Annotated in this window: 18 protein-coding genes; 7 read left to right on the forward strand and 11 right to left on the reverse strand. The window is 68.1% G+C overall.

Annotated features, from left to right (window positions below):
• Positions 1-415 precede the first annotated feature (415 nt).
• From ACIA12_RS13965 to ACIA12_RS13975, 3 genes are all read right to left on the reverse strand, one after another.
• The gene (locus tag ACIA12_RS13965; RefSeq protein WP_396367341.1) at positions 416-994 is read right to left on the reverse strand and encodes a GNAT family N-acetyltransferase; all 579 of its coding nucleotides are present in this window, start codon (positions 992-994) and stop codon (positions 416-418) included.
• A gap of 9 nt (positions 995-1,003) precedes the next feature.
• Positions 1,004-1,687 carry a phosphotransferase gene (locus ACIA12_RS13970; RefSeq protein WP_396367342.1) on the reverse strand — a complete coding sequence of 228 codons (684 nt, stop codon included), beginning with the start codon at positions 1,685-1,687 and terminating at the stop codon, positions 1,004-1,006.
• Positions 1,688-1,957: 270 nt separating this feature from the next.
• Positions 1,958-2,941: a TerC/Alx family metal homeostasis membrane protein gene (locus ACIA12_RS13975; protein WP_396367343.1), complete on the reverse strand. Its 984-nt coding sequence runs from the start codon at positions 2,939-2,941 to the stop codon at positions 1,958-1,960.
• A gap of 348 nt (positions 2,942-3,289) precedes the next feature.
• Here ACIA12_RS13975 and ACIA12_RS13980 point away from each other — a divergent pair, with 348 nt between their 5' ends.
• The 4 genes from ACIA12_RS13980 to ACIA12_RS13995 all read left to right on the forward strand — a co-directional run bounded on the left by ACIA12_RS13980 (position 3,290) and on the right by ACIA12_RS13995 (position 7,625).
• Entirely contained in the window at positions 3,290-3,523 is a 234-nt protein-coding gene (locus ACIA12_RS13980) for a DUF6458 family protein (protein ID WP_363824466.1), read from the forward strand.
• Between the two features lie 56 nt (positions 3,524-3,579).
• Positions 3,580-4,611 carry an NADPH:quinone reductase gene (locus ACIA12_RS13985; RefSeq protein ID WP_396367344.1) on the forward strand — a complete coding sequence of 344 codons (1,032 nt, stop codon included), beginning with the start codon at positions 3,580-3,582 and terminating at the stop codon, positions 4,609-4,611.
• A 139-nt stretch (positions 4,612-4,750) separates the two neighbouring features.
• The gene (locus ACIA12_RS13990; RefSeq protein ID WP_396367345.1) at positions 4,751-6,820 is read left to right on the forward strand and encodes a PQQ-dependent sugar dehydrogenase; all 2,070 of its coding nucleotides are present in this window, start codon (positions 4,751-4,753) and stop codon (positions 6,818-6,820) included.
• 148 nt (positions 6,821-6,968) lie between these two features.
• A complete protein-coding gene (locus ACIA12_RS13995) occupies positions 6,969-7,625 on the forward strand; it encodes a formylglycine-generating enzyme family protein (protein WP_396367346.1) in 657 nt (218 codons plus the stop codon).
• Here ACIA12_RS13995 and ACIA12_RS14000 read toward each other — a convergent pair.
• The 6 genes from ACIA12_RS14000 to ACIA12_RS14025 form a co-directional block, all read right to left on the reverse strand.
• Positions 7,589-9,025: a GuaB1 family IMP dehydrogenase-related protein gene (locus tag ACIA12_RS14000; protein WP_396367347.1), complete on the reverse strand. Its 1,437-nt coding sequence runs from the start codon at positions 9,023-9,025 to the stop codon at positions 7,589-7,591. The two genes, ACIA12_RS13995 and ACIA12_RS14000, sit on opposite strands and share 37 nt — an antisense overlap.
• 63 nt (positions 9,026-9,088) lie before the next feature.
• Positions 9,089-9,820, reverse strand: a complete 732-nt coding sequence (locus tag ACIA12_RS14005; RefSeq protein WP_396367348.1) for a DUF4386 domain-containing protein — start codon at positions 9,818-9,820, stop codon at positions 9,089-9,091.
• A 65-nt stretch (positions 9,821-9,885) separates the two neighbouring features.
• Positions 9,886-12,375, reverse strand: a complete 2,490-nt coding sequence (locus ACIA12_RS14010) for a LuxR C-terminal-related transcriptional regulator (RefSeq protein WP_396367349.1) — start codon at positions 12,373-12,375, stop codon at positions 9,886-9,888.
• Positions 12,376-12,463: 88 nt separating this feature from the next.
• Positions 12,464-12,823 carry a VOC family protein gene (locus ACIA12_RS14015; RefSeq protein ID WP_396367350.1) on the reverse strand — a complete coding sequence of 120 codons (360 nt, stop codon included), beginning with the start codon at positions 12,821-12,823 and terminating at the stop codon, positions 12,464-12,466.
• A 28-nt stretch (positions 12,824-12,851) separates the two neighbouring features.
• Positions 12,852-13,358 (reverse strand): HAD domain-containing protein, encoded by a 507-nt coding sequence (locus tag ACIA12_RS14020; RefSeq protein WP_396367351.1) that lies wholly within the window; start codon positions 13,356-13,358, stop codon positions 12,852-12,854.
• Between the two features lie 68 nt (positions 13,359-13,426).
• The gene (locus ACIA12_RS14025) at positions 13,427-13,870 is read right to left on the reverse strand and encodes an SRPBCC domain-containing protein (protein ID WP_396367352.1); all 444 of its coding nucleotides are present in this window, start codon (positions 13,868-13,870) and stop codon (positions 13,427-13,429) included.
• Positions 13,871-14,014: 144 nt separating this feature from the next.
• On the opposite strand from ACIA12_RS14025, the gene ACIA12_RS14030 reads away from it, so the two are divergent.
• Positions 14,015-14,476: an iron chaperone gene (locus tag ACIA12_RS14030; RefSeq protein ID WP_396367353.1), complete on the forward strand. Its 462-nt coding sequence runs from the start codon at positions 14,015-14,017 to the stop codon at positions 14,474-14,476.
• 9 nt (positions 14,477-14,485) lie between these two features.
• Here the strand turns inward: ACIA12_RS14030 and ACIA12_RS14035 are convergent, their stop codons facing one another.
• Positions 14,486-15,277 carry a class I SAM-dependent methyltransferase gene (locus ACIA12_RS14035; protein WP_396367354.1) on the reverse strand — a complete coding sequence of 264 codons (792 nt, stop codon included), beginning with the start codon at positions 15,275-15,277 and terminating at the stop codon, positions 14,486-14,488.
• 89 nt (positions 15,278-15,366) lie between these two features.
• On the reverse strand, positions 15,367-16,437 hold the full coding sequence (locus ACIA12_RS14040) for a medium chain dehydrogenase/reductase family protein (protein ID WP_396367355.1): 1,071 nt from the start codon (positions 16,435-16,437) through the stop codon (positions 15,367-15,369).
• A gap of 170 nt (positions 16,438-16,607) precedes the next feature.
• Between ACIA12_RS14040 and ACIA12_RS14045 the strand changes: the two genes are divergently transcribed.
• Together ACIA12_RS14045 and ACIA12_RS14050 are read left to right on the forward strand one after the other, a co-directional pair.
• Positions 16,608-19,283: an ATP-binding protein gene (locus tag ACIA12_RS14045; RefSeq protein WP_396367356.1), complete on the forward strand. Its 2,676-nt coding sequence runs from the start codon at positions 16,608-16,610 to the stop codon at positions 19,281-19,283.
• 48 nt (positions 19,284-19,331) lie between these two features.
• Entirely contained in the window at positions 19,332-22,460 is a 3,129-nt protein-coding gene (locus ACIA12_RS14050) for a BTAD domain-containing putative transcriptional regulator (RefSeq protein WP_396367357.1), read from the forward strand.
• The last annotated feature ends 9 nt before the right edge of the window (positions 22,461-22,469 follow it).

Here is a 22,469-nt window from a genome sequence, read left to right on the forward strand (position 1 = left end):
TCGGAGCCAAACCGATATCCGATAGGATGTCGGCTTCCACCGGGAGAATGACACAGAACCCGGATGAGTGGAAGAGCAACAAACACTCTCGATACCGGACCTTGATCATGACGGCTCCGGCCTTGCCCACAAAGGATTTCCGGCCTGCTCCGGAAGCCGCGCACATTCATTGCCATTAGCAACAAATGCCACAAGGCCCCGCGGAATTCCACGGGACCTGGGCGGCCGTCAGCGCGCCAGGTGGGAGTCACTCTGAACTGCGACCCGACCCTGGTGCCTGACTTTATTTCCTTAGTGAACTATATCGCAGTCAACTGCGTCCTGGCGCTTATGTCAAGACTTGAATAGTCAATCATCGGTGGGCGGCTCTGCACGCGTGACACGGCGTTTCGCGGTTCCGGAACTTCGGCGCGACCTAGCCGTCGGTGCTGAGACGGCCGTGGACGTGCCAGTCGTGCCAGCCGTCGGCGTGCTTGATCGCGCGTCGCAGCGTTCCCTCGTGCGCGAAACCGGTCTTGCCCGCGACCCGGCAGGAGGCCTCGTTCAGGGTCGAGTGATGGTTTTCCAGCCGGTTGAAGCCCACCTCACCGAAAGCCCAGCCACAGATGGCCTCCACTGCCCGCGCTGCGAGACCTCGTCCGCGTGCGTCCGGCAGAACCCAGTACGAGACGCCGGCCGCGCCTTCGGCCAGCGAGATGCCGCGCAGCCCGGCCTGACCGAGCGGCTCGTCGGTGTCATCGACGATGGCCCAGCTGACGGCTTCTTCGGCAGCCCAGCGCAACGGCCATTGGCCGGTCCACTCGACTGCTTCCTCGGGCGTGTCCAGCCGGCGGACGTGCCAGCGCTGGATGTCCGGGCAGTCGAACGCAGCCTTCACGATCGGCGCGTCAGCGGCGCGCCACGGGCGGAGTACCAGCTCGTCGGCCTTCAGCCGAGGCTGCTCTTTGTCGCGAAGGATTCCGGTGGGCAGTGCCGGATCGACGAGAAGAGGCATGCCGCGAGCCTACGGCTTGGCGGTGCCAGTGCGAGCGAGCTGCCGCTCGATCATCGGTACGTCGAAACGCCCGGTGCGAGGTCCTGACCAGAGCTCGGCCATCACCATGTTGACGCGGAACACCCGTTGCAGGGGGTCGATCGCGGCCAGCTCCCGCTCGGTCAACGGGATGCCGAGCTCCGTCGCCGTTCGCTGATAGCCGGTGAGCAGGCCGGGTGAACGGTGCACCCGGGCGATCACGAACTCCCACGCGCGACTGTCGGGATGCACCAGGTCGAAGTCGATGATGCCGGTCAGCCGGTCGTCGGTGAAGTGCAGATTCCACTCGGCGAAATCGCCGTGCACGACCGATTGCGGCAATGTCGATAAGTTGCTCTCAGCAACAAGCTGCTCGGCCTCGGCCATCGCCGCCTCGGCCCAGTCGGCCAGGTCCGGGCGTTCGGCGCGCAGGGCAACGACGCCGCGATCCCAATCCTGGAAGGCGCCCATCGCCTCCAGATCACACGCCTGGAAGAACCCTTGCCGCTGGTCACGAACCGGGTCGCCGCCCACAGCCGGTCGGCGTACCGGATCGGCCCGGCCACCGGCGCCGGTGCCGTCCAGCCCTTGCTCGTGAGGTGGCGCAGTACCGTGCTCTCGTAGTCGAGATCGGCCTCGGTCCGCAGTACGTGATAGCGCCTGATCACCAGGCACTCCCCCGCCGCGGTCCACCCCAGCCAGTTCCCGTTGCCGATCGATTCCGCATCGGCGGCCCGGGTCGCTTCGAAACTTTCGATGGTCAGGCCGAGGCGTGACGTCACCGCGCGAAGAGTCGGGAGCATCGGACCATTATCCGGACAACGAGGACCCGACCCGACCATCACGGGGGAACGGCCGGGCCGGGCTGCTTTGATGGTACCCCTGCGAAGGCCGCCCAATCGGGTATTCGGCGCTCGCGAGTAACGAAATTCAGCAGCGGCTGAGCTAGTCGACCTCGGCCTCCACGCGGCGGCGGTCGTAGCCGGTCTTGATCAGGCTGGCGACCGTCGTCACGAGCAGGGTGCCGGCGATGAAGCCGAGCGAGGTGGCGATCCCGATGTGCGGCAGGTGGATCGCGCCGATGTCGTCGATGTGCGAGCCGTGCAGCGCCTCGATGATCAGCTTCACGCCGATGAAGGCGAGGATCACCGACAGGCCGACGTTCAGGTAGATGACCCGCTCGAGCAGGCCGCCGATCAGGAAGTACAGCTGGCGCAGGCCCATCAGGGCGAAGGCGTTCGCGGTCAGGACCACATACGCGTCCTGGGTGAGGCCGAAGATCGCCGGGATCGAGTCGAGCGCGAAGATCACGTTCGCCATCCCGATCGCGGAGATCACGATCACCAGCGGCGTGAGCATCCGCTTGCCGGCCGCGTTCTTCGTGACCAGCTTGGCGTCGTCGTAGTCGTGCTGCAGCGGGAGGATCCGGCGCATGCCGCGGATGACCACGTTCTCCTGGAAGTCGGTCTCGTCGTTCTCGCCTTCCAGCGCGAGCCGGACCGCGGTATAGACCAGGAACGCGCCGAAGATGTAGAACACCCAGCTGGCCGCGGCGATCGCGGCGGCGCCGGCCAGGATGAAGACCGCCCGGAGCAGCATCGAGACCACGATGCCGATGTAGAGCACCTTGTCCTGGGCCAGCGACGGCACCGCGAACCTGGCCATGATGATGACGAAGACGAACAGGTTGTCGACGCTGAGGCTGTACTCCGTGATGTAGCCCGCGACGAACTCCGAGCCGGAGGCGTCACCGGGTTTGAAGACGAACAGCAAGACGGCGAACAGGCCGGCCAGCCCGACGTAGAAGAGCACCCAGCGGGTCGCGTCCTTGATGGTGACGGTGTGGTTGCGCCGGGCGATCACGATCAGGTCGAAGGCGACGATCGCCAGCAGACCGATGATCGTGAGGATCCACACGTGAGCAGGCACGGCAGAGACCATGACATTCCTCCGGACGTCGACAAGGGCGGGTCCGGAGGTCTCTTCCGCCCGCTGGTCACGGACCGACAGCACCGGGTGGGCTCAAGGGCTCACCGTGATGACGACGCTGCCGCGAAGGAATACTCCCCTCCACAAACAGACCGATCCTACCCGGCACTCCGGCTGCCCGCCGTGCACCACGTCACAATCGGCCTGTCCTGAGCAACATCGTATACCGCATACAGACTCCAGTACCAGTCCCCCGCCACCGTTTGCCCATCCTGGGGACCGGGTACGCGGTTAAGGCGCCGCCCGCCGCCCGCGGGCAGTACGGCGCGCGAAAACTGGAGGTATCTGATGGGTATCGGCGCAGGAATCTTCTTGCTGGCCGTCGGCGGCGTGCTCGCGTTCGCCGTCTCGGACCGGATCAGCGGCGTCGACCTGACCATGGTCGGCTACATCCTGATGGGAGCCGGCGCCCTCGGCATCGCCCTGGTCCTGCTCCTCAACGGCCAACGCACCCGAGCCTCCCAAACCACCGTCGTAGAAGAACGCCGCGATCTCCGCGACCCCCGGGACCCCCGAATCTGATCCCGCGATCAAGCCGAGCGCGGAATAGGCGTGCGGGCTGCGGGGCTGTAGCCGGTATGAGATCAATTGTCTTTGACCAGCTTGGTGCGGCCGACTCTGTTCTTCGTCTTGTCGAGCGCGAGGTTCCTGAGCCAGCAGCGGGGGAAGTGCGGATCCGGGTCGTGGTGTCGGGGATGAACCCGACTGACTGGAAGGCACGCACCGGCCTGTACGGCGGTGAGGTCGTCGAGTCGGTTCCGAACCAGGATGGGTCGGGAGTTGTCGACGCGGTCGGCGAAGGCGTGGACGGATTGGCAGTCGGTGATCGGGTCTGGACCTCGCTCGCCGCGTACCAGCGGCCGTCGAGTGGTACCGCGCAGGAATACACGACAGTGCCTGCTGAGCGCGTCTTTCCGCTGGGTGACGCGTCCTTCGAGGTGGGAGCAAGCGTCGGCATCCCGGCGATCACGGCCCATCGCGCGCTGACGGTTGCCGAGGACGGGCCGAGGCGGCTGTCGCCTGGCGCCCTTGACGGCAAGATCGTCCTGGTCGCCGGCGGTGCCGGCGCTGTCGGACATGCGGCGATCCAGCTGGCTCGCTGGGCCGGCGCCACGGTCATCACGACGGTGAGTCCGGGCAAGATCGGTCTCGCCGAGGCGGCCGGCGCGCATCACATCGTCAACTATCGCGAGGACGACGCCGCCGAGCAGATCCGTTCCTTCGCGCCGGACGGCGTCGACCTGATCGTCGAGGTCGCGGCCGGCGCCAACAACGCTCTCGACCTCGCGGTACTGCGCCTGCGCGGCACGATCGCGATCTACGCCAACGACGGGAACCAGCCGTTCGAGCTCGACATCCGGGCGAACATGGGGCTGAACGCCCGGTACCAGTTCGTTCTCCTGTACCCGCTCCCGACCGAGATCCTGCGGGCGGCCGGCGACGACGTCAGCGCGGCGATCGCGGCCGGCGTACTGGCGATCGGCGACGAAGCGGGCCTGCCGCTCCATCGTTTTCCGCTGGCCGAGACCGCCGCCGCCCACCAGGCGGTCGAGGCGGGGGCGACCGGGAGGTGCTCATCACGGTCGCGGAGAGCTGAACCGGTTCGCTGAGCAAGCGCGTTCCCGGAGGATTGACAGGTCTTGACGGACAGTGGTGTGATGCAAACCACGAGTTAGGAAAGGAAACTTTCCTAACTATTAATAGTGGTTCCTGCAGCTCCTTCCCGCCCCGGAACATCAGGAGACCTCGATGACCCGTCGATCCTTTCGGCGTGCGCTGCTCAGCGGCCTGTCGGCCGTGGCCGTCACGCTCGCCCTCGCACCCCTCACCCAGTCCGCGACCGCGGCCCCGACCGACTACCAGGCCGAGAACGCCACCATCTCCCAAGGCGTGGTCGAGTCGAACCACGCCGGCTACACCGGTACCGGCTTCGTCAACTACGACAACCTCGTCGGCAGCTACGTCGAGTGGACGGTGACGGCGCCCGCCGGACCGGCCGACGTGACGCTTCGCTACGCCAACGGGACGACCGCCCAGCGGCCGATGGACTTCACCGTCAACGGGGTGGCCGGCGCGGTCGGCATCAGCTTCCCCGGTACCGGCGACTGGACCAACTGGCAGACCAAGACGGTCCGGCTGACGCTGGCCGCGGGGACGAACAAGATCCGTGCCCGGGCGACCACGGCCGACGGCGGTCCGAACGCGGACAAGCTGACCGTCACGCCGACCAGCGACGACGTCACACCGCCGTCGGCGCCCGGGAACCTTGCCGTCAGCAACATCAAGTCGAACGCGGCCACCTTCACCTGGACGGCCGCCACCGACAACGTCGGCGTCGTCCGGTACGAGATCAACCGCGGCGGCAACGTGCTCAAGGTGGTCGACGCGAACACGTTGTCGGCGACGGTCGACACGCTGACCTCCAACACCGCGTACGACGTGTCGGTGGGCGCGTTCGATGCCGCGGGCAACGCTTCGCAGCAGAGCAACGTGGTCGCGTTCACGACTCCGCCGAGCGGCGACACCCAGCCGCCGACAGCGCCGGGCAACCTGCGCACGACGTCGATCACGTCGAACAGCGTCGGCCTGGCGTGGAACGCGTCGACCGACAACAGCGGGAGCATCGCCGGGTACGACGTGTACCAGGGCACGACGAAGGTGTCGTCGACGAGCTCACTGACCGCCACCGTCACGAACCTGACGCCCAATACGCAGTACTCGTTCACGGTCAAGGCCCGTGACCCTGACGGCAATGCCTCGGCTGCCAGCAACGCAGTGAGCGTGCGGACGGCCAGTACTGGGACGGGTGGCATTCCGGCGTACGACCGGGACATCGCGAAGGTCGACCTGGGGTGGAGCGTCGCGTTCCTGCCGGACGGATCGGGCTCGGCGCTCGTGACCGAGCGGGACCGTTTCGAAGTACTGCTGGTGACGTCGACCGGGCAGAAAACGACGCTGGGCAAGGTTCCTGGCGCTGTCACCACGACGGGTGAGGGCGGCCTGCTGGGGCTGGCGTTGTCGCCGAACTTCGGCACCGACCACTGGGTGTACTTCTACCACACGGCCGCGAATGACAACCGGATCGTGCGGATGAAGTACGAGAACGGTGTGCTGGCCACGACGTCGGAGCCGGTACTGACCGGGCTGGCGAAGAACCGGTACCACAACGGCGGCCGGCTGCGGTTCGGGCCGGACGGCAAGCTGTACGCGACCGTCGGCGACGCGAAGAACAGTGGCAACTCGCAGAACCGTGGCTCGCTGAACGGCAAGATTCTGCGGATCAACCCGGACGGCACGGCGCCGAGCGACAACCCGTTCTTCAGCGAAGGCGGCAACGCGCGGTACGTGTACAGCCTCGGCCACCGCAACCCGCAAGGTCTCGCATGGGACTCGCGCGGGCAGCTGTGGGCCGCGGAGTTCGGCGAGAACAGCCAGGACGAGCTCAACCTGATCCAGAAGGGCGGCAACTACGGCTGGCCCGCCTGTGAAGGCACCATCGGCGACTGCGGCGGCTACATCGCCCCGAAGCGCACCTGGTCCACCTCGCAGGCCGGCCCGAGCGGCGTGGAGATCGTCAACGACTGGATCTACATCGCCGGCGTCACCGGCCGCCAGCTCTGGGTCACCCAGATCAACTCCGCCGGCACCGGCGTAGGCACTCCCCAAGCAGTCTTCTCCGGCCGCTGGGGCCGCCTCCGCAGCGTCACCAAAACCCCCGACGGCGCCCTCTGGCTCACCTCCACCAACGACGACATGAACGGCGGCACCCCAACCGGCATCGACAACGTCATAGTCCGCCTGAAGTTCCCCACTCCCTAGCCCCGTTGGCGGTGCTGCCGTCGCCGGCAGCACCGCCACGCCGCGGAACTCCCCCTCGGCTGAGCCTTGCGTCCGAAGAACTGAGTACACGTCTCTCGACTTCTTCGGACGTTGGTGGATGGGCTGCGCTGGTAGCGTCCGGGGTCTGATGATTGGGCTTCCGGGTGGCAAGGTCGCGTTGCGGGACGAGGGGCTGGGCGCTTCCTGGGTGGTGGAGGTCGCGCCGTTCCGGTTGAGTGCTTTTGCGGTGACGCAGGCCGAGTACTCGGGCGGATCTGGGAGGTTGCCGGCTACCGACGTGTCATGGCTGGATGCGGTTCGGTTCTGCAATGAGTTGTCGGTGAACGAGGGCCTGGTACCGGCGTACGCGATCGTTGACGGGGATCGGGACGGGGAGCAGGTCGTCTGCGACTGGGCGGCCGACGGGTATCGGCTGCCGTCAGAGGCGGAGTGGGAGTATGCCTGCCGCACTGGGGGCCCTGAGCAACGATATGGCGAGCTGGACGAGATCGCCTGGTACCGCGGTAACTCGGGTGGTCGCGTTCATGAGGTCGGTGGCAAGGCGGCCAATCGGTGGGGGTTCCACGATCTGCTCGGCAACGTGTGGGAGTGGACCTGGGACCTCCACTCGGCGGCGTACGGACCGTACCGGGTGTTCCGTGGCGGCGGTGCTTACGATCCGCCAAGTGCCTGCCGCGCCTCCAACCGCCGGAAGAGCCACCCGACCTTCCACATCGACGACCTCGGCTTCCGCCTCGCCCGCAGCGGTCACCAACTGGTGTCGAGTGGTTTGCCCTCGCTGTAGCCGGCGGTGCTCTGGATGCCGATGACGGCGCGCTGGTGGAACTCCTCCAGGTCGGTGGCGCCGACGTACGTGCACGAGCTGCGAACGCCCGAGACGATCGAGTCGAGCAGGTCCTCGACGCTCGGGCGCTCGGGATCGAGGTACATCCGGGCGGTCGAGATGCCCTCGCCGAAGAAGCTCTTGCGGGCGCGCTCGAAGGGAGTGTCGTCGGCGGTACGGAGTCGCACCGCGCGCGCCGACGCCATCCCGAAGCTCTCCTTGTAGATCCGCCCGTCGCTGTCGCGATGCGGATCGCCGGGCGACTCGTACGTGCCGGCGAACCACGAGCCGATCATCACGCTCGACGCGCCGGCGGCGAGGGCGAGCGCGACATCCCGCGGATGCCGTACGCCGCCGTCCGCCCAGACGTGTTTGCCCAGCTCACGGGCTCGGGTCGCACACTCCAGTACGGCGGAGAACTGCGGCCGGCCGACAGCCGTCTGCATCCGAGTCGTGCACATCGCACCCGGGCCGACTCCGACCTTGACGATGTCGGCACCCGCCTCGACCAGGTCCTCGACGCCCTCGGCGGTGACGACGTTGCCCGCGACGACCGGCACCCCGGGGTCGAGGGCGCGGACTGTCCGGAGTACGTCGAGCATCCGCTCCTGATGACCGTGGGCGGTGTCGATCACGAGCAGGTCGATACCGGCGTCGAGCAGGGACTTGGCCTTCTGTTCGGCGTCGCCGTTGATACCGATCGCGGCCGCCACCCGAAGCTTGCCCTGGGCATCGACCGCGGGGTCGTACAGGGTGGCGCGGAGAGCGCGCTGGCGGGTGAGGATGCCGACGATGTGACCGTCCTCGTCCGTGACGGGCGCGAGCCGATGGTGCCCGTCGTACAGCTGGTTGAACGCTTCCTCCGCGGCGATGCCGGCCGGCAGCCTGAGCGGCTCGCGCGACATGATGCCCGCGAGCTGGGCGTACCGGTCGACGCCTTCGCAGTCGGCTTCGGTGACCACGCCGACTGCGCGGCCGTTCTCGACCACGATCACCGCGCCGTGGCCGCGCTTCGGCAGCAGGTTGAGCGCCTCGCCGACGGTACCGCTCGGCGCCATCACCAACGGGGTGTCGTAGATCGGGTGCCGTTGCTTGATCCAGGAGACGACGTCGGCCACCACCTCGACCGGGATGTCCTGCGGGATCACCGCCAGCCCGCCACAGCGCGCGATCGTCTCGGCCATCCGCCGCCCCGACACCGCCGTCATGTTGGCCGCGACGATCGGGATCGACGCCCCACTCCCGTCCCGGGTGCCGAGATCCACGTCCAGCCGCGACTGCACGGCCGACCGGTTCGGTACCAGGAACACGTCGTTGAAGGTCAGATCCTGCTCCGGCTGCTGCCCCCGAATGAACCGCAAACCACTCACCTCACTACCCAGACGTCAGACCCTTCGGAGACTACGTCACGTCCCGTTCGCAGCCTATTCATTCGGTACCTGGGTGATCGGCGACGGCTTGAAGCCCTTGAAGGTGAGCCAGAGGCCCAGGGAGAGTTCCCAGATGAAGATGGGGACGGTGGCGATGCCGGACGGGAGGGAGAGTTGGGCGTAGGCGCCGAAGATCAGGGCGACGGCGGAGACGAGGAAGAACGGGGCGCCGACCAGGCCGATCAAGGGGATGAGGCGCGGTACCAGGCCGGAGCGGTAGAGGAGAGTGCCCAGCAGCAGAGCGTTCACGCCGGGCATGACGCCGGGGCCGAGGAGGAAGGACCAGTCGTGGATCGCGACCAGGGACTGCTGGGCGGTGATGAGCGCGGCCGGGTCCGTACCGGCGACGGGGTTCTCACGCAGTGTCACCACCGAGAGGATGGCGATCACGCCGACGACGAGGTACGCCCCTTCGATGACGCGTGAGGTGACGAAGCCGAGGGCCAGCCATTCGCTCTGGCGCTTGACGACCGGGAACAGGACGACCGCAGTACCGATCCCGGCGAGTGCGGTGATGACTTCGAGCAGGCCGCCGAGGAGGACTCCCGCGCTGGAGCCGGAGCCGAGGATGTACTTCGGGTCGCCGACCAGGTTCGAGTAGAGCGGGAGCGCCGGGATCGACGCGACGAAGGTGATCAGGTAGCAGATACCTGCCACGAGCGCGGTCCTGCGCAGCGAATCCCTGGAAGTCTGCGGTGGTGCCGTGGTGCGGGTGATGGTGGTCATGCTCGGCAAGCTAGGCGGCGAGCTGGTGAGCGGGCATCACCACATGTGGTGATTCGGGTGGTGATTCAGCGCGAGAAGAGCTCCAACTCGGTGGCGCGGCGGACGGCGGCGCGGCGGTTGGTGACGCCGAGTTTGGCGTAGATGTGCTTGGTGTGGGTGCGGACGGTGTTCAGCGAGACGATGAGTTCGCGGGCGATGCCGGGGCCGTCGAGGTCGGTGCCGAGCAGACGCAGTACGTCGAACTCGCGCGCGCTGAGCGGTTCGACAAGGCCCTGCTTGAGCGTCGAACCCGGCGTTGCACGAGCCGTTGTGCCCGGCGTTGCACGAGCGGTCCTCGCCGACTGGGCTCGCAGGGCGCGAATCTCGTTGACGCTTCTGGCGCGATTGCCGTCTTCGGCGGCTTGCTGGAGTCGGTCGAGGAATGCATCGATCGGGATGCCTTGGGCTGTGAGCACGCGGGCCAGGGTGAGGTGTTCGTACTCGCGGAGATAGCTGAGGTCGTCGTCGACGGTCAGGCCCTGGTCGCCCGCCCAGGCAATCGCCTTGTCGAGCTTCCCCGCGGCGAGCCACACCCTCGCGCGCACCGCCGGGATCGGGCGCACGTTAGGGAAGTAGTCGCTGACGTAGACGGTCTCCGCCTCGTCGAGCAGTTCGAGCGCGGCCTGGTAGTCGCCTTCTGCTTCACGGATGCGGGCCATCGCGACGCGGCGGCGATAGGAGTACTGCGGCAGGCCTAGGTGGTCGCCCAGGTCGTGGGCCTTTGCCAGGTACTGGGTCGCGGTCTGCGGGTCGTTGCGGTCGAGGTGGAGTTCGCTCAGTCCGACGTACATGTCGGCGGAGCCGCGGAGTACGGGATCGCCTGGGGTGGGGTTGAGATTGAGGGCTTGCTCGAACGTGCGCATCGCGTCGGTGGGGCGGCCCTGCGCGCTGCGGATGTCCGCCAAGGCGATCGCACAGCCCAGGGCGTCCGCGGTGTAGCCGGAGGCTTGCAGTCCGGTGGTACAGGCGGTCCAGGCTTCGTGGGCAGCTTCGAGATCGCCGGTGGCCCAGTAGGCGAGGCCGAGCAGGCCGGCGGAGGCGGCGCGCCAGAGGTGGCTGTCGTCGGCCGCGATGGCGAGGGCCTGGCGGGCGTGGGTGACGGTGGCGGAGAGGTTGCCCTGGGCAATGGATTGGGCGGCTCGGTAGGTCTCGATCGCCTCTGGGAGGTGGGCGTACTCGTTGTGGTCGACGACGATCGTTTCGGCGGTGGGCTGGAGGTGGCGCTGGGCGTCTTCGAGTCTGCGGTCGACGCCGGCCGGATCATGGGTGATCAGGAGCGTACCGGCGTACGAGACACTGAGGACCGGGCGGACGCTGAGCACCTCGTCGGGCAATGCCTGCAGCCAGGTCAGCGCGACCGCCTCCTGCCTGGTCCTGCGCAAAGCCGGGATCGCCAGCTCGATCAGGGTCGCCGCTTGCTCGAAATCCTTTGCTGCAAGGGAATGTCGGATCGCCTCGGCGCGCTCGCCGTTCGCCTCGTACCATGCGCTGGCTCGTTGGTGCAGGCTTCGGACTGCGTCCGGCTGCTGGTCGAGGAGGTGCGCTTGGAGCACGTCGGCGAAGAGTTGGTGATAGCGGTACCACCGACGCTGATCGTCGAGCGGGAAGAGGAAGAGATTGCCTCGCTCGATCGCGGCGAGCCGGTCCTTCCCGCCGCCCTGACCGGTGACCGCGTCGCAGAGGGGGCCGGACAACCGATCGAGGATGGAGGTCTGGAGCAGAAAGTGCTGTACCTCCTCGGGCTGACGCTGTAGGACCTCCTCAGCCAGGTAGTCGACGATGTGCCGGTCGTTCCCCGCGAAGCCGGCGATGAACCCGCTGACGTCGTCGCGCCCCTGCATCGAGAGCGCGGCCAGTTGCAGCGCGGCGATCCATCCCTCCGTACGCGCTTCCAGTTTTGCGACGTCGTGGGCCGTCAACGCCAGCCCCATCACGCCGTTGAGGTACGCCGCGACTTCGCCGGCCGTGAACCGCAGCTCCGCCGACCTGATCTCGACGAGCTCGCCACGCGCTCGCATCCGCGCCAACGGAAACGGCGGGTCGACCCGGCTCGCGATCACCAGCCGGATCCGCGGCGGCAGCTGCTCCACCAGGAACGCCATCCCGTCATGGATCTCGGGCCGCTCGATCACGTGATAGTCGTCCAGCACCAGCACGACGTCGTACTCGACCGCCTCCAGATCGTTGAGCAACGTCGAAAGCACCGCCTCAACCGGCGGCTCCGAAGCCTGCAACAACGAAAGCGCCGCGGCTCCCACGTCGGGAGCTGCGGTCCGCAGCGCGGCAACCAGATAAGACCAGTACGACGCCGAGTCGTTGTCCCGCTCATCAAGCGAAAGCCACGCACCCCTCCGCCCGGCCGCCCCCAGCCACTCACTCACCAACGCCGTCTTCCCAAACCCAGCCGGCGCCGACACCACCGCCAGCCTCGTCGCCCCCTCCAGCCGCTCCCCCAACCGCCCCCGCGACACCCCCACCCGCCGCCGAGGCAGCCGAAACTTCCCCTCCAACAACACCCCCACCTCCCCTGAACACATACTGAGGATCAGGTGGCCGCAACGCCAGAGCCAACTGTCACGTCATCCGACCGCGGCCAGTAACCACTCACGCGTTCCCGGCGTCATCGACAGGTCCGCCGCCGTAGCCGAGTTCGTTGCCGTCGGGGTCGTTGTAGGTGACCTTGCGGACGCCGTTGTCGTAGGTTTCGCGCTTCACCGGCTCGATGCCGCAGGCGCTGATCCCCTCCACCACCGCGTCCAGATCCGCCACGAACAACGTCACCAGCGCATGGCCGGCCCGCTCCACCGACTCCTCGATGTACACGTACTGATGCTCCCCAACCTCCCAAACCGCCTCGACCTCATTGGGCCGAAACGCCGGCTCCCCACCGAAGAACCTCGCGTACCACCCCGAAGCCGCCCCAATCTCCCGAACCGCAACCCCAGCAAACAAGTCAACAGTCATACCCACCATTACAACCCGGCCTCAGCGGTCATCCGAGCTCCAGCCAGCCGCGGATTGCCAGGTAGTCGGATTCGGTGAGCCCGATCCCGGGATCGACCGCATGCAGGAGGGCTCGACCTTGATGGCTGGATTCCACCCAGGCGCGGTCGAGATCGGTGAGTTCGTCGTCGACCCAGACGAACGGGCGACCGGCCGCCCAGGCGACCAGCGGGCGGGTCTTCCAGTGCAGGCCGGAGCGCTCGTACTGCTCGTCGATCTCGGTCGGATCCGGCCAGATCACCACCGGCAGCTCCGGCAGGCCAAGACGCGGAGAGATGCTGTCGTTCGCGTCGGTCATCCAGGTGGTCGCCCACACCAACTCGCAGCCCAGCGCCGCCAGCCGGGGTCCCTGGGCCGGATCGATACGGCCCAGAAGCGGGTTGGCGTCGTCGACGGTCGGCTCAAACGTCGGGTGGGGCTGGAGCGATTCGCCGAACGGGATGAGGGGTCCGTCGACATCCAGGAAGAGCAGCGGGCGTAGTACGGGATCTGCCACGGAGTGCACGATAGCGACGGTCGGTGGTGCGAGTCCGGGGCGGACGGACCGGTTGGAGCGCTGAGGGGTCAGTGCCAGTTGCTGATGGGGGTGTCGTTGGGGTCGGGGGCGCCTTGGCCGGATTCGATCAGGGATTTTAGGCTCAGGAGGAAGACGGCCCACTTGGTGCTGCAGTGGGACATGAACTCGACGGGCTCCTTCCAGCCTTCGTGCTTGAAGTGGATGATGGCCCAGTCGTCGACCTGGTCCAGGTCCCAGATGACGTGGGTGCCGATCCATTCGTCAGGGCCTTCGACGACCTCCCAGAGGACGCGTTTGCCGGGGTCCAGTTCGAGGACCTTCATATCGAAACCGCCGGGGCCGAAGGTGAACTTGGTGACGCCGCCGATCTCGCCGGCCTCGCCTGTGGTGTTCGTGGTCCACCAGCCGGCCAGGCCCTCGATCGTGGTCAGGGCCGCATAGACCTCGGCCACCGACGACTTCACTCCGACCCTGTGCAGGATGTCTGCCATTTCGATCCATCTCCCTTGATATGCAACGTCTTGTTGCACATAAAGCTAGCCCAGCCTCGCTCGAAGCGCAACCTTTGGTTGCATAGGAGACATTGATCAGTTTTCAAGAAGCAGCACACCGCGGCGGCTTCGTAGGCTGAGGCCATGACCACTACGAAGAGCACCGCGAAGAAGACCACCACCACGGCGAAGTCCTACGACGGCTTCACGAAGGACGAGCGGGCGGCGATGAAGGAGCGCGCCCGTGAGCTCAAGGCGGCCTCAGGCAAGGCTGAGGCGGAGGCCGTCGTACTGGAGAAGATCGCTGAGATCGCCAACCCGGACGAGCGGGCGATCGCCGAGCGGATCCACGCGATCGTCAAGACCAGCGCCCCGGAACTCGAGCCGAAGACCTGGTACGGCATGCCTGCCTACGCAAAGGACGGGAAGATCGTCTGCTTCTTCCAGCCGGCCGACAAGTTCAAGGCCCGCTACAGCACGCTCGGCTTCAACGACCCGGCCAACCTCGACGACGGCGACATGTGGCCGACCTCCTTCGCCCTCACCAAGTTGAGCCCGGCCGTCGAGAAGAAGGTCACCGCGTTGATCAAGAAGGCCGCCAGCTAAGGCCTGGTACTACGCAAGCCGACGCCCCACCAGATGGAAAGGCCGACTGAGCTGGCGATAGGGATCCCGCTTGCTCGCCTCCAACTCGACAGCAGCCATCGCGGCGACCTGCTCCGGGTCGCTGAGGTCGACCTCGACCCCGGCGAATTCGAGCCAGTCGGTGAAAAGCCACACCCCGTACCACCGCAAGGGCTCGACACCATGCGTCGACAGCAACCCGCTGAGGTGCTCCACCGTGTCTCCCCTGGTCGGCACCCCCAGCACCCCGATCTCTTCAACGGAGTCGAACCCCGCCAATGCATCCGCCCAGCGCTGCTCCAGCGCCGGCCGCACCGCCGCCGTGTTGGCGTTCCCGCTCATGATCGACACCAGGCCACCCGCACCGACGCACTGACACAGCTGATCGACCAGACCGTCCGGCTGCGGCAGGTACCCGAGCACGCCATGGCACAACACCGCATCGAAGAGCCGCCCATCAACCGCCTCGACAGCCTCCAAGCCGTCCGCTTGCAACAGCGTCACCCGCGCCTGTACCTCAGCAGGCAACCGCCCGAGCCGCTCACGCGCCTTGTCCAGCATCGCCGCCGACGGATCGAGCAGCGTCACCTCGTAGCCCGCCTGCGCCAACGGAAACGACTGATGCCCCGCTCCCCCGCCGACATCGAGCACCGCACCCGGCGGCCCGGCCAGGTGCTCGAGCAGCTGATGGTGCATCACGTACGTCCGTACCAGACCCTTCGGCGAGGCATACGCGCCCTCGGCAAACGAATCCACCAGCCCGGCCCAGCTGTCATCGGTCACCTGTTCAACCTACGACCGGCCGGCCCGATGCAGACATGGTCTCGATCACAACGCCGCCGTTGTGATCGAGACCATCAGAAGCTGGCCGGTCAGGGGACGAGGATGACTTTTCCGGCGGCAGCGCCGGATTCGGCGTAGCGGACGGCGTCGGCGACGTCGGCGAGGGGGAAGGCGCGGGCGATGCGGGCGGTGATCTTGCCGGCAGCGAGCAGGGCGAAGACGGCTTCGAGGTCGGCGCGCAGCTCGGCCTGGTGGCGCTCGGGGCGACGGGCCTTGCCGGCCCAGAGGTTGAAGAAGGTGGCGGACTTGCCGTTGGGGAGGACGTTCCACAGGACCAGGCGGCCGATCAGGGCGAGTACCGGGAGTTTGGCGTTGCCTTGCTGGTCGCGGGTGGCGGCGGTTCCGTACGACACGAGGTATCCACCGCGGCCGAGCATCGACCACGAGTTGCGGATGCCGGTACCACCGACGTGATCGAACACCGCGGCGACTCCGTCCGGGGCGATCGCCTTGACCGCGGCGACGGTGTCCTGGCCCCGATCGACCGGGATCGCGCCGAGCTCACGCAGGTACGGGAGATGACGCTTGGAAGCGGTCCCGATGACCTGCGCGCCGAGGTACCGGGCGAACTGCACGAGGAGCGACCCGACGCCGCCGTTGGCACCCAGTACGACGATGGTGTCGCCGCGCTTGACTCCTGCGATGCGCAGCATTCGCCAGGCGGTCACGCCGTTGACGATCAACGCTTCGGCCTCCTCGGCGCCGACACCCTTCGGCACCGGGACGAGGTCCGCGGTGTTCAGCACCAAACGGTCCGCCCAGCCACCGACCTTGGTCAACGCAGCAACCCGCTGCCCGACCACGACCCCAGTGCCGGAGCGGGGTCGGGAGCCCGACCCGGAGTCGGTGCCCGCCCCAGAGTCCGAGCCGGAGTCGGGGCCGATTGACTCGATCACGCCGACGACGTCGTAGCCCGGTACGAACGGGAAGGGCGGCTGGTCGTAGTACTTGCCGCGGCGCATCTGCTGTTCGGCGAACGAGACCCCGGTCGCCTCCATCCGCACCAGCGCCTGCCCGGCTTCGAGCTTGGGGATCTCCCGCCGGCGCAGCCGCAGTCCCTCCGGTTCGACGATGCCTGGCAGCTCTACCTCGGTGATCATCTCGTCCTCGCCTCGTTCTCGGTGTGTCGTGCTGACAAGCTCGACGATGCCGTGGCGGAGGCGAGCGGCGCGTCGGCGAAAACTACGTAGATCGCGCTGCCTACGTAGTCGCCCGGCCCTCACCTACGATGGCGGCGAAGCGGAGTTCCATCGATTGCCGAGGAGAGCCGATGCAGTTCGTGGCCCGGCAGGCTGAGCTGCAGGCCATCGGCGAGGTCACCCGCGGTGCCGCGGACGGCCGAGGCGGCGCGATCGTGGTCGCCGGCGAGGCCGGGATCGGCAAGTCCGCCCTCATCGACACGGCGGCCGGGCAACTCGACGGCTGGCTGGTACTACGCGCCGACGGCAGCGAGTTCGAGCGCGACCTCCCGTACGCCGCACTGCACCAGCTCTGCGCGCCCGTGATCGAGCACCGCACCGAGCTCCCAGCCGTGCAGCAGCGAGCCCTCGAATCGGTATTCGGCCTCGGCGACGCCACGACACCGAGCCCGCTCATGGTCGGAGTCGCCGTCCTCGGCCTGCTCTGCGAACTCACCCGCCGCCACCCCGTCTGCTGCGTGATCGACGACGTCCAGTGGATCGACGCCGGTACCCGCCAAGTGCTCACCTTCGTCGCCCGGCGCATCGCCTCCGAGCAGATCGCGATGATCCTCACCACCCGCGACGACGGTCCCCTCACCGGCCTCGACTTCCCCCGGCTGCAACTCTCCGGCCTCGGCGAAGGCGACGCGCTGACTCTCCTGCAGTCCTCGACGCGAGCGGGCGTCGACAGCGAAGTACTCGACCGGATCCTGGCTGAGGCACGCGGCAATCCCCTTGCCCTGCTGGAGTTCGGGCACGCCGGCGACCCGATGGCGTTGCCGAGCCCACAGCGCGGCAGCGTCGTCGAGGCTCTGCAGGACCAGTTCACCCGGCGCGTACTACGGTTGCCACCGGCAACTCAATCACTCGTCGCCCTCGCGGCCGCCGAGCCGGTCGGAGACGTAGGCCTGCTCAGAAGGGCAGCGAAACTTCTCGACCTCAACCCGGCCGCCATCGCCGACGCCGAGGACGACGGGCTGGTGGTACTCGGTCCACGGCTGCGTTTCCGCCACCCGCTCGTCCGCTCGGCGGCGTACCAGGCGGCCACCCCCGCGACGCGCCGCAGCCTGCACGGCGCGCTTGCCGAGGCGACGGACCGCGCCATCGATCCCGACCGTCGGGCCTGGCACCGTGCGCACGCCGTCATTGACACCGACGAGGACGTCGCAACCGAGCTGACCGAGTCAGCCGAACGAACCGAGCAACGCGGCGACCTCGCGGCAGCATCAGCGTTCCTCGAACGCGCCGCGCATCTGGCCCCCAACCCCGCCGGCCAAGCCGGCCGGCTGCTCGCCGCAGCCCGCCTGCGGATGCGGTTGGGTGCATTCCCCGAGGCCCGCGAGCTGGTCACCCAGGCCGAACGCCGCCAGCTCGAACCAGAACAGCGCGCCGAAGCCCGCCTCCTACGCGCCCTGATCGACCTCCACCTCGAGCGCAGCCCCGAGGCGACCGCGGCCCTGGTCAGCGTCGCACCCGACCTCCCGCCCGACGAGGCCCGGGAGACCTACATCGAGGCGTTCAGTTCCGCGATGTTCCTCGACCGGCTGCCGGGACGCCTGCGTCAACTCGGCACCCGCATCCGTGGGCAGGTACCTCCACCGGACAACCCGCGACCAGCCGACCTGCTGCTGGATGCGCTGCTCGACCAGGCGATGCTGCCGATCGAGAAGGCGGTGCCGAGCATGCGTGTCGCGGTGGATGCGTTCAGAACCTCAGAGCTCACCAGCCCCTGGTGGATGGAGCTTGCCTGCCTGATGGCGATCGACCTGTACGACGCCGAGGCGATGGACGAGATCTCCACCCGGCAGGTGGAACTGGCTCGCCGTCAGTCGGCTTTCGCAGTACTGCCGCAGGCGTTGAAGTTCCACGCCCTCGGGCGGGTGATGCTCGGCCGGTTCGACGAGGCGGCTGCTGCGCTGGAGGAGGCGCGCGCGGTCGACGAGGCGGCCGGCACCGTCGACCTGGCCTTCGCCGAACTCATCCTCGCGGCCTGGCGCGGCGAGACGGACTCGTTCCAGGAGCTGTTGGCCGGCCTGCGCGAGCGCGTCGGCCGGGACGAGATCGTCGCCGAGGTCTACGCGACGGCCGTACTGCGCAACGGCCTCGGCGACTACCCGGCCGCGCTCAAGACCGGACTCCTCGCCCAGCAACAACAGCAACGCGGTTCGTACGTCGTGTGGATCCTCGACGCGGAACTCGTCGAGGCCGCCGCCCGAGCCGGCCGCCCCGAGGACGCGGCCCTTGCGCTGGACCGGATCGGCGCTCTGGCCCGGACCAACCCGACTCCGTGGGCAGTCGCCGCGCACCTTCTTGCCCAGGCGTTGCTCGATCCGGCGTCGGCGAGCACGGACAGCCGGTTCCGGGAAGCGATCGACCTGTTCGCGCAGACCGGAGTACGGGCTCACTACGCCCGGGCGCGGCTTCTGTACGGCGAGTGGCTGCGTCGCGAATCCCGTCGCTCCGAGGCCCGGGTCGAACTCCAGGCCGCGCATGAGGTGCTGGCCGCTATGGGCGCCGGCGGCTTCGCCGAACGAGCCGCTCGCGAACTCGCCGCCACCGGCCAGCGCCCGCGCCGCGACGGCACCAACCCGCTCGACCAGCTCACCTCACAGGAACGTCTCATCGCCACCAAGGTCGCCGCGGGCGCGACCTCCAAGGAAGTCGCCGCGACCCTGTTCCTCAGTCCCCGCACGATCGACGCCCACCTCCGCAACATCTACCGAAAACTGGAAATCACCTCCCGCCGCCAACTACGTGACCTCTGAAGCCGCCGTGTGCGTGCGGTGCGGCGGTTGGATGGCAAGATCTGTCGGGTGCAGATCGGGATACTGGGGTCATTCGAGGTTCGGGCGGGCGATGGGCGCCTGGCCGACGTACCGGGTGCCCGCCTGCGGGGGTTGCTGATCGCGCTGGCGCTGGAGGCGGGTCGTACCGTGCCGAAGGCGACGCTGGTCGACTGGATCTGGGGTGAGCAGCCGCCGGCCGAGGCAGCGAATGCCTTGCAGCGTTTGGTTTCGCGGTTGCGGAAGGCGTTGCCGGAGGGGTCGGTCGAGGGGCAGCCGGGCGGCTACCGGTTGACGGTGGAGCCCGAGGTTGTCGATGCGCTGCGGTTCGAACGCCTCGTCGGGCAGGCCCGCACCGAGAAGGGTCCACGCCAGGTACGACTGTTGCGCGAGGCCCTTGCCTTGTGGCGTGGGGCGGCGTTGCAGGATGTCGGTCTGCCCGAGAGTGCGGCATTCAATGCGGCGGCGACCCGCCTCGAGGCGCTGCGGCTGACCGCGATGGAGGACCGGTTCGAGGGAGAGGTCAGCCTCGGCCAGGGCGCGGAGGTGCTCCCGGAGCTGACCGACGCGGTGGCTGCGCATCCGCTGCGGGAACGGCTGGTCGCGGCGCTGATGCGTGCCCTGGTGGCAACCGGTCGCGACAGCGAGGCGCTGGTCTTGTACGAGCGAACGCGCCAAGCCTTGGCCGGTGCCCTGGGCGTCGACCCCTCGCCGGAGTTGGCGGCCCTGCATGTCGCGCTGTTGCGCGGTGAGCTGGGCCAGCGGGAGGAGACCCGCAAGACCAACGTGCGGGCCGAGCTGACGAGTTTCGTCGGCCGGGACGCCGATGTCGCCGCGGTCCGCGAGCTGATCGCTGAGCATCGGCTGACCACACTGATCGGGCCAGGTGGTTCGGGCAAGACCAGGCTGGCGACGGAGACCGCGCGGACGGTGCTCGGCGGGATGGCGGACGGGATCTGGCTGATCGAGTTCGCCCCGATCGGCGCTGGAAGCGACGTGGCGCAGACGGCGCTGGCTGGCCTCGGTCTCCGCGACGCGCTGCTCGGTCCCTCGCCGTCGGACCCCACCGAGGGGTTGATCGCCGCGATCAACGACCGGGAGATGCTGCTGATCCTGGACAACTGCGAGCACGTGATCGAGTCGGTGGCGAAGCTGGCCGAACGAGTGCTCGGCGAATGCCGGCGACTGCGGATCCTGGCGACCAGCCGGGAGCCGCTCGGGATCACCGGCGAGGCGCTGTGGCAGGTCGAGCCGCTGGCCCTCCCGACCGGCAGTCTCGTCGACGACGGCTCGCCGGCGCTGCGGTTGCTGCGGGACCGGGCGGGCGCAGTACGGAAGGCTCTTGGTACCGACGACCACACCCGGGCGCTGATGGTGCGGATCTGCCTGGCACTGGACGGGATGCCGCTGGCGATCGAGCTGGCCGCCGCCCGGTTGCGCACCATGAGCATCGAGCAGCTCGCCAACCGGCTCGACGACCGGTTCCGGCTGCTGACCAGCGGGAGCCGTACCGCGTTGCCACGCCACAAGACGTTGCGGGCGGTGGTCGACTGGAGCTGGGAGCTGCTCACCGACGCCGAGCGGACGGTACTGCGCAAGCTCTCGGTGTTCTCTGGTGGAGCGAGCCTGGAGGCGGCCGAGCGCATCTGCCTCGGTGACGCCGTCGAGCCGGATCAGGTGCTGGAGTTGCTCACCTCGCTGGCTGAGAAGTCGCTGCTGGTCACCGCGGGCGACGGTACTCCGCGCTACCGGATGCTCACCACGATCAAGGAGTACGCCGCGGATCGGCTTGCGGAGGCCGGTGAAGCCGACCAGACCCGGCAGGCGCACCTCGCGTACTTCACGGAGTTCGCCGAGATCGCGGAGCCGCATCTGCGTCGGGCTGAGCAACTGGAATGGCTCGCGCTGCTCAGGGCGGACCACGACAACCTCAGCGCCGCGCTGCGGGGAGCGATCGCGGCCGGTGACGCGCGGACGGCGATGCAGCTCGCGGCGGCCACCGGCTGGTACTGGTGGCTGGGCGGACGTCGTACCGAAGGGCTTGAACTGGCACTCGCGGCCGTCGAGCTCCCCGGCGAGGTGCCGGATGACGTCCGCGCCCTGGTCTACGGACTGGTGGTGTTGTACGTGACGTCTGGGCAGGGCGATGAGCACCTGGGCGAGGAATGGATCCGCAAGGCGTACCGGTTCAGCCAGCTCAGCGGCAGCAACCACCCGATGCTCGGCCTGGTGATCCCGATGGAACGTCTGCTCGAGGCACCTGAGGAAGCCTTGTCCGCCTTCGAGGATCAGCTGGACAGCGACGACCCGTGGGTGGGCGCTTTGGCCCGCTGGCAGGTCGGCAAGATGCGAACCCTTCTCGGCCAGGGCGGCCCGGAGGCGGAGGCTCAGGTGGTGCGGGCGCTCGCGGAGTTCCGGACGCTTGGCGACCGGTTCGGGATCTATCTGGCGCTGGGCGAACTGGCGGTCCAGCTCGCCACCCGCGGCGAGTTCGACGGCGCCTGCGAGTACTACGAGGAAGCCATCACCGTCCTCACCGAACTCGGCGCCGTCGAGGACGTCGTCGAGACGCGGACCCAGCAGGCCATGCTGTACTGGGTCATCGGCGATCGCGACGCCAGTGCTGCCGCCATCGCCGAGGCCGAGCGGCTTGCCGAGGGCGTCACCTGGCCGTACGCCCTGGTCGCCCTGGCGCTCGCCAAGGCAGGGCTCGCACGCCTGGCCGGCGACATGGTGGAGGCCCGCCGTCAGCTGGACCTCGCGGCCACCCTCCTGGGCGACGCCGCGAAGCAGGCTAGCGTTCGGGCCCAGATCCACGACCTGCGCGGCTACCTGGCCGACGATCTCCAGGAGTCCCGCCGTCACCGGATCGCTGCCTGGCAGGCGGCGTCCGAACTGGGATTCGCCTTCCTGGTCGGCCCGCTGCTCGTCGGCTTCGCGGACCTGTTCGCCCGACTCGGCGAGTACGACCAGGCGGCCCGGTTGCTGGCGGCAAGTACCGAAGTCCGCGGACTGGCGAGCCTCTCGCAGCTGGACGCGGCCAGGATCGAGCACGACGCCCGACGTCACCTCGGCGAACAACGATTCGCCGAGGTGACAAGCGAAGGCGCAGAAACAGACTGGCGCAACCTGATCTCGCCTCTGATATCAGCTGATTGAGCCGGCGTC

The organism is Kribbella sp. NPDC051620 (assembly GCF_044453825.1).
Taxonomy (GTDB): domain Bacteria; phylum Actinomycetota; class Actinomycetes; order Propionibacteriales; family Kribbellaceae; genus Kribbella.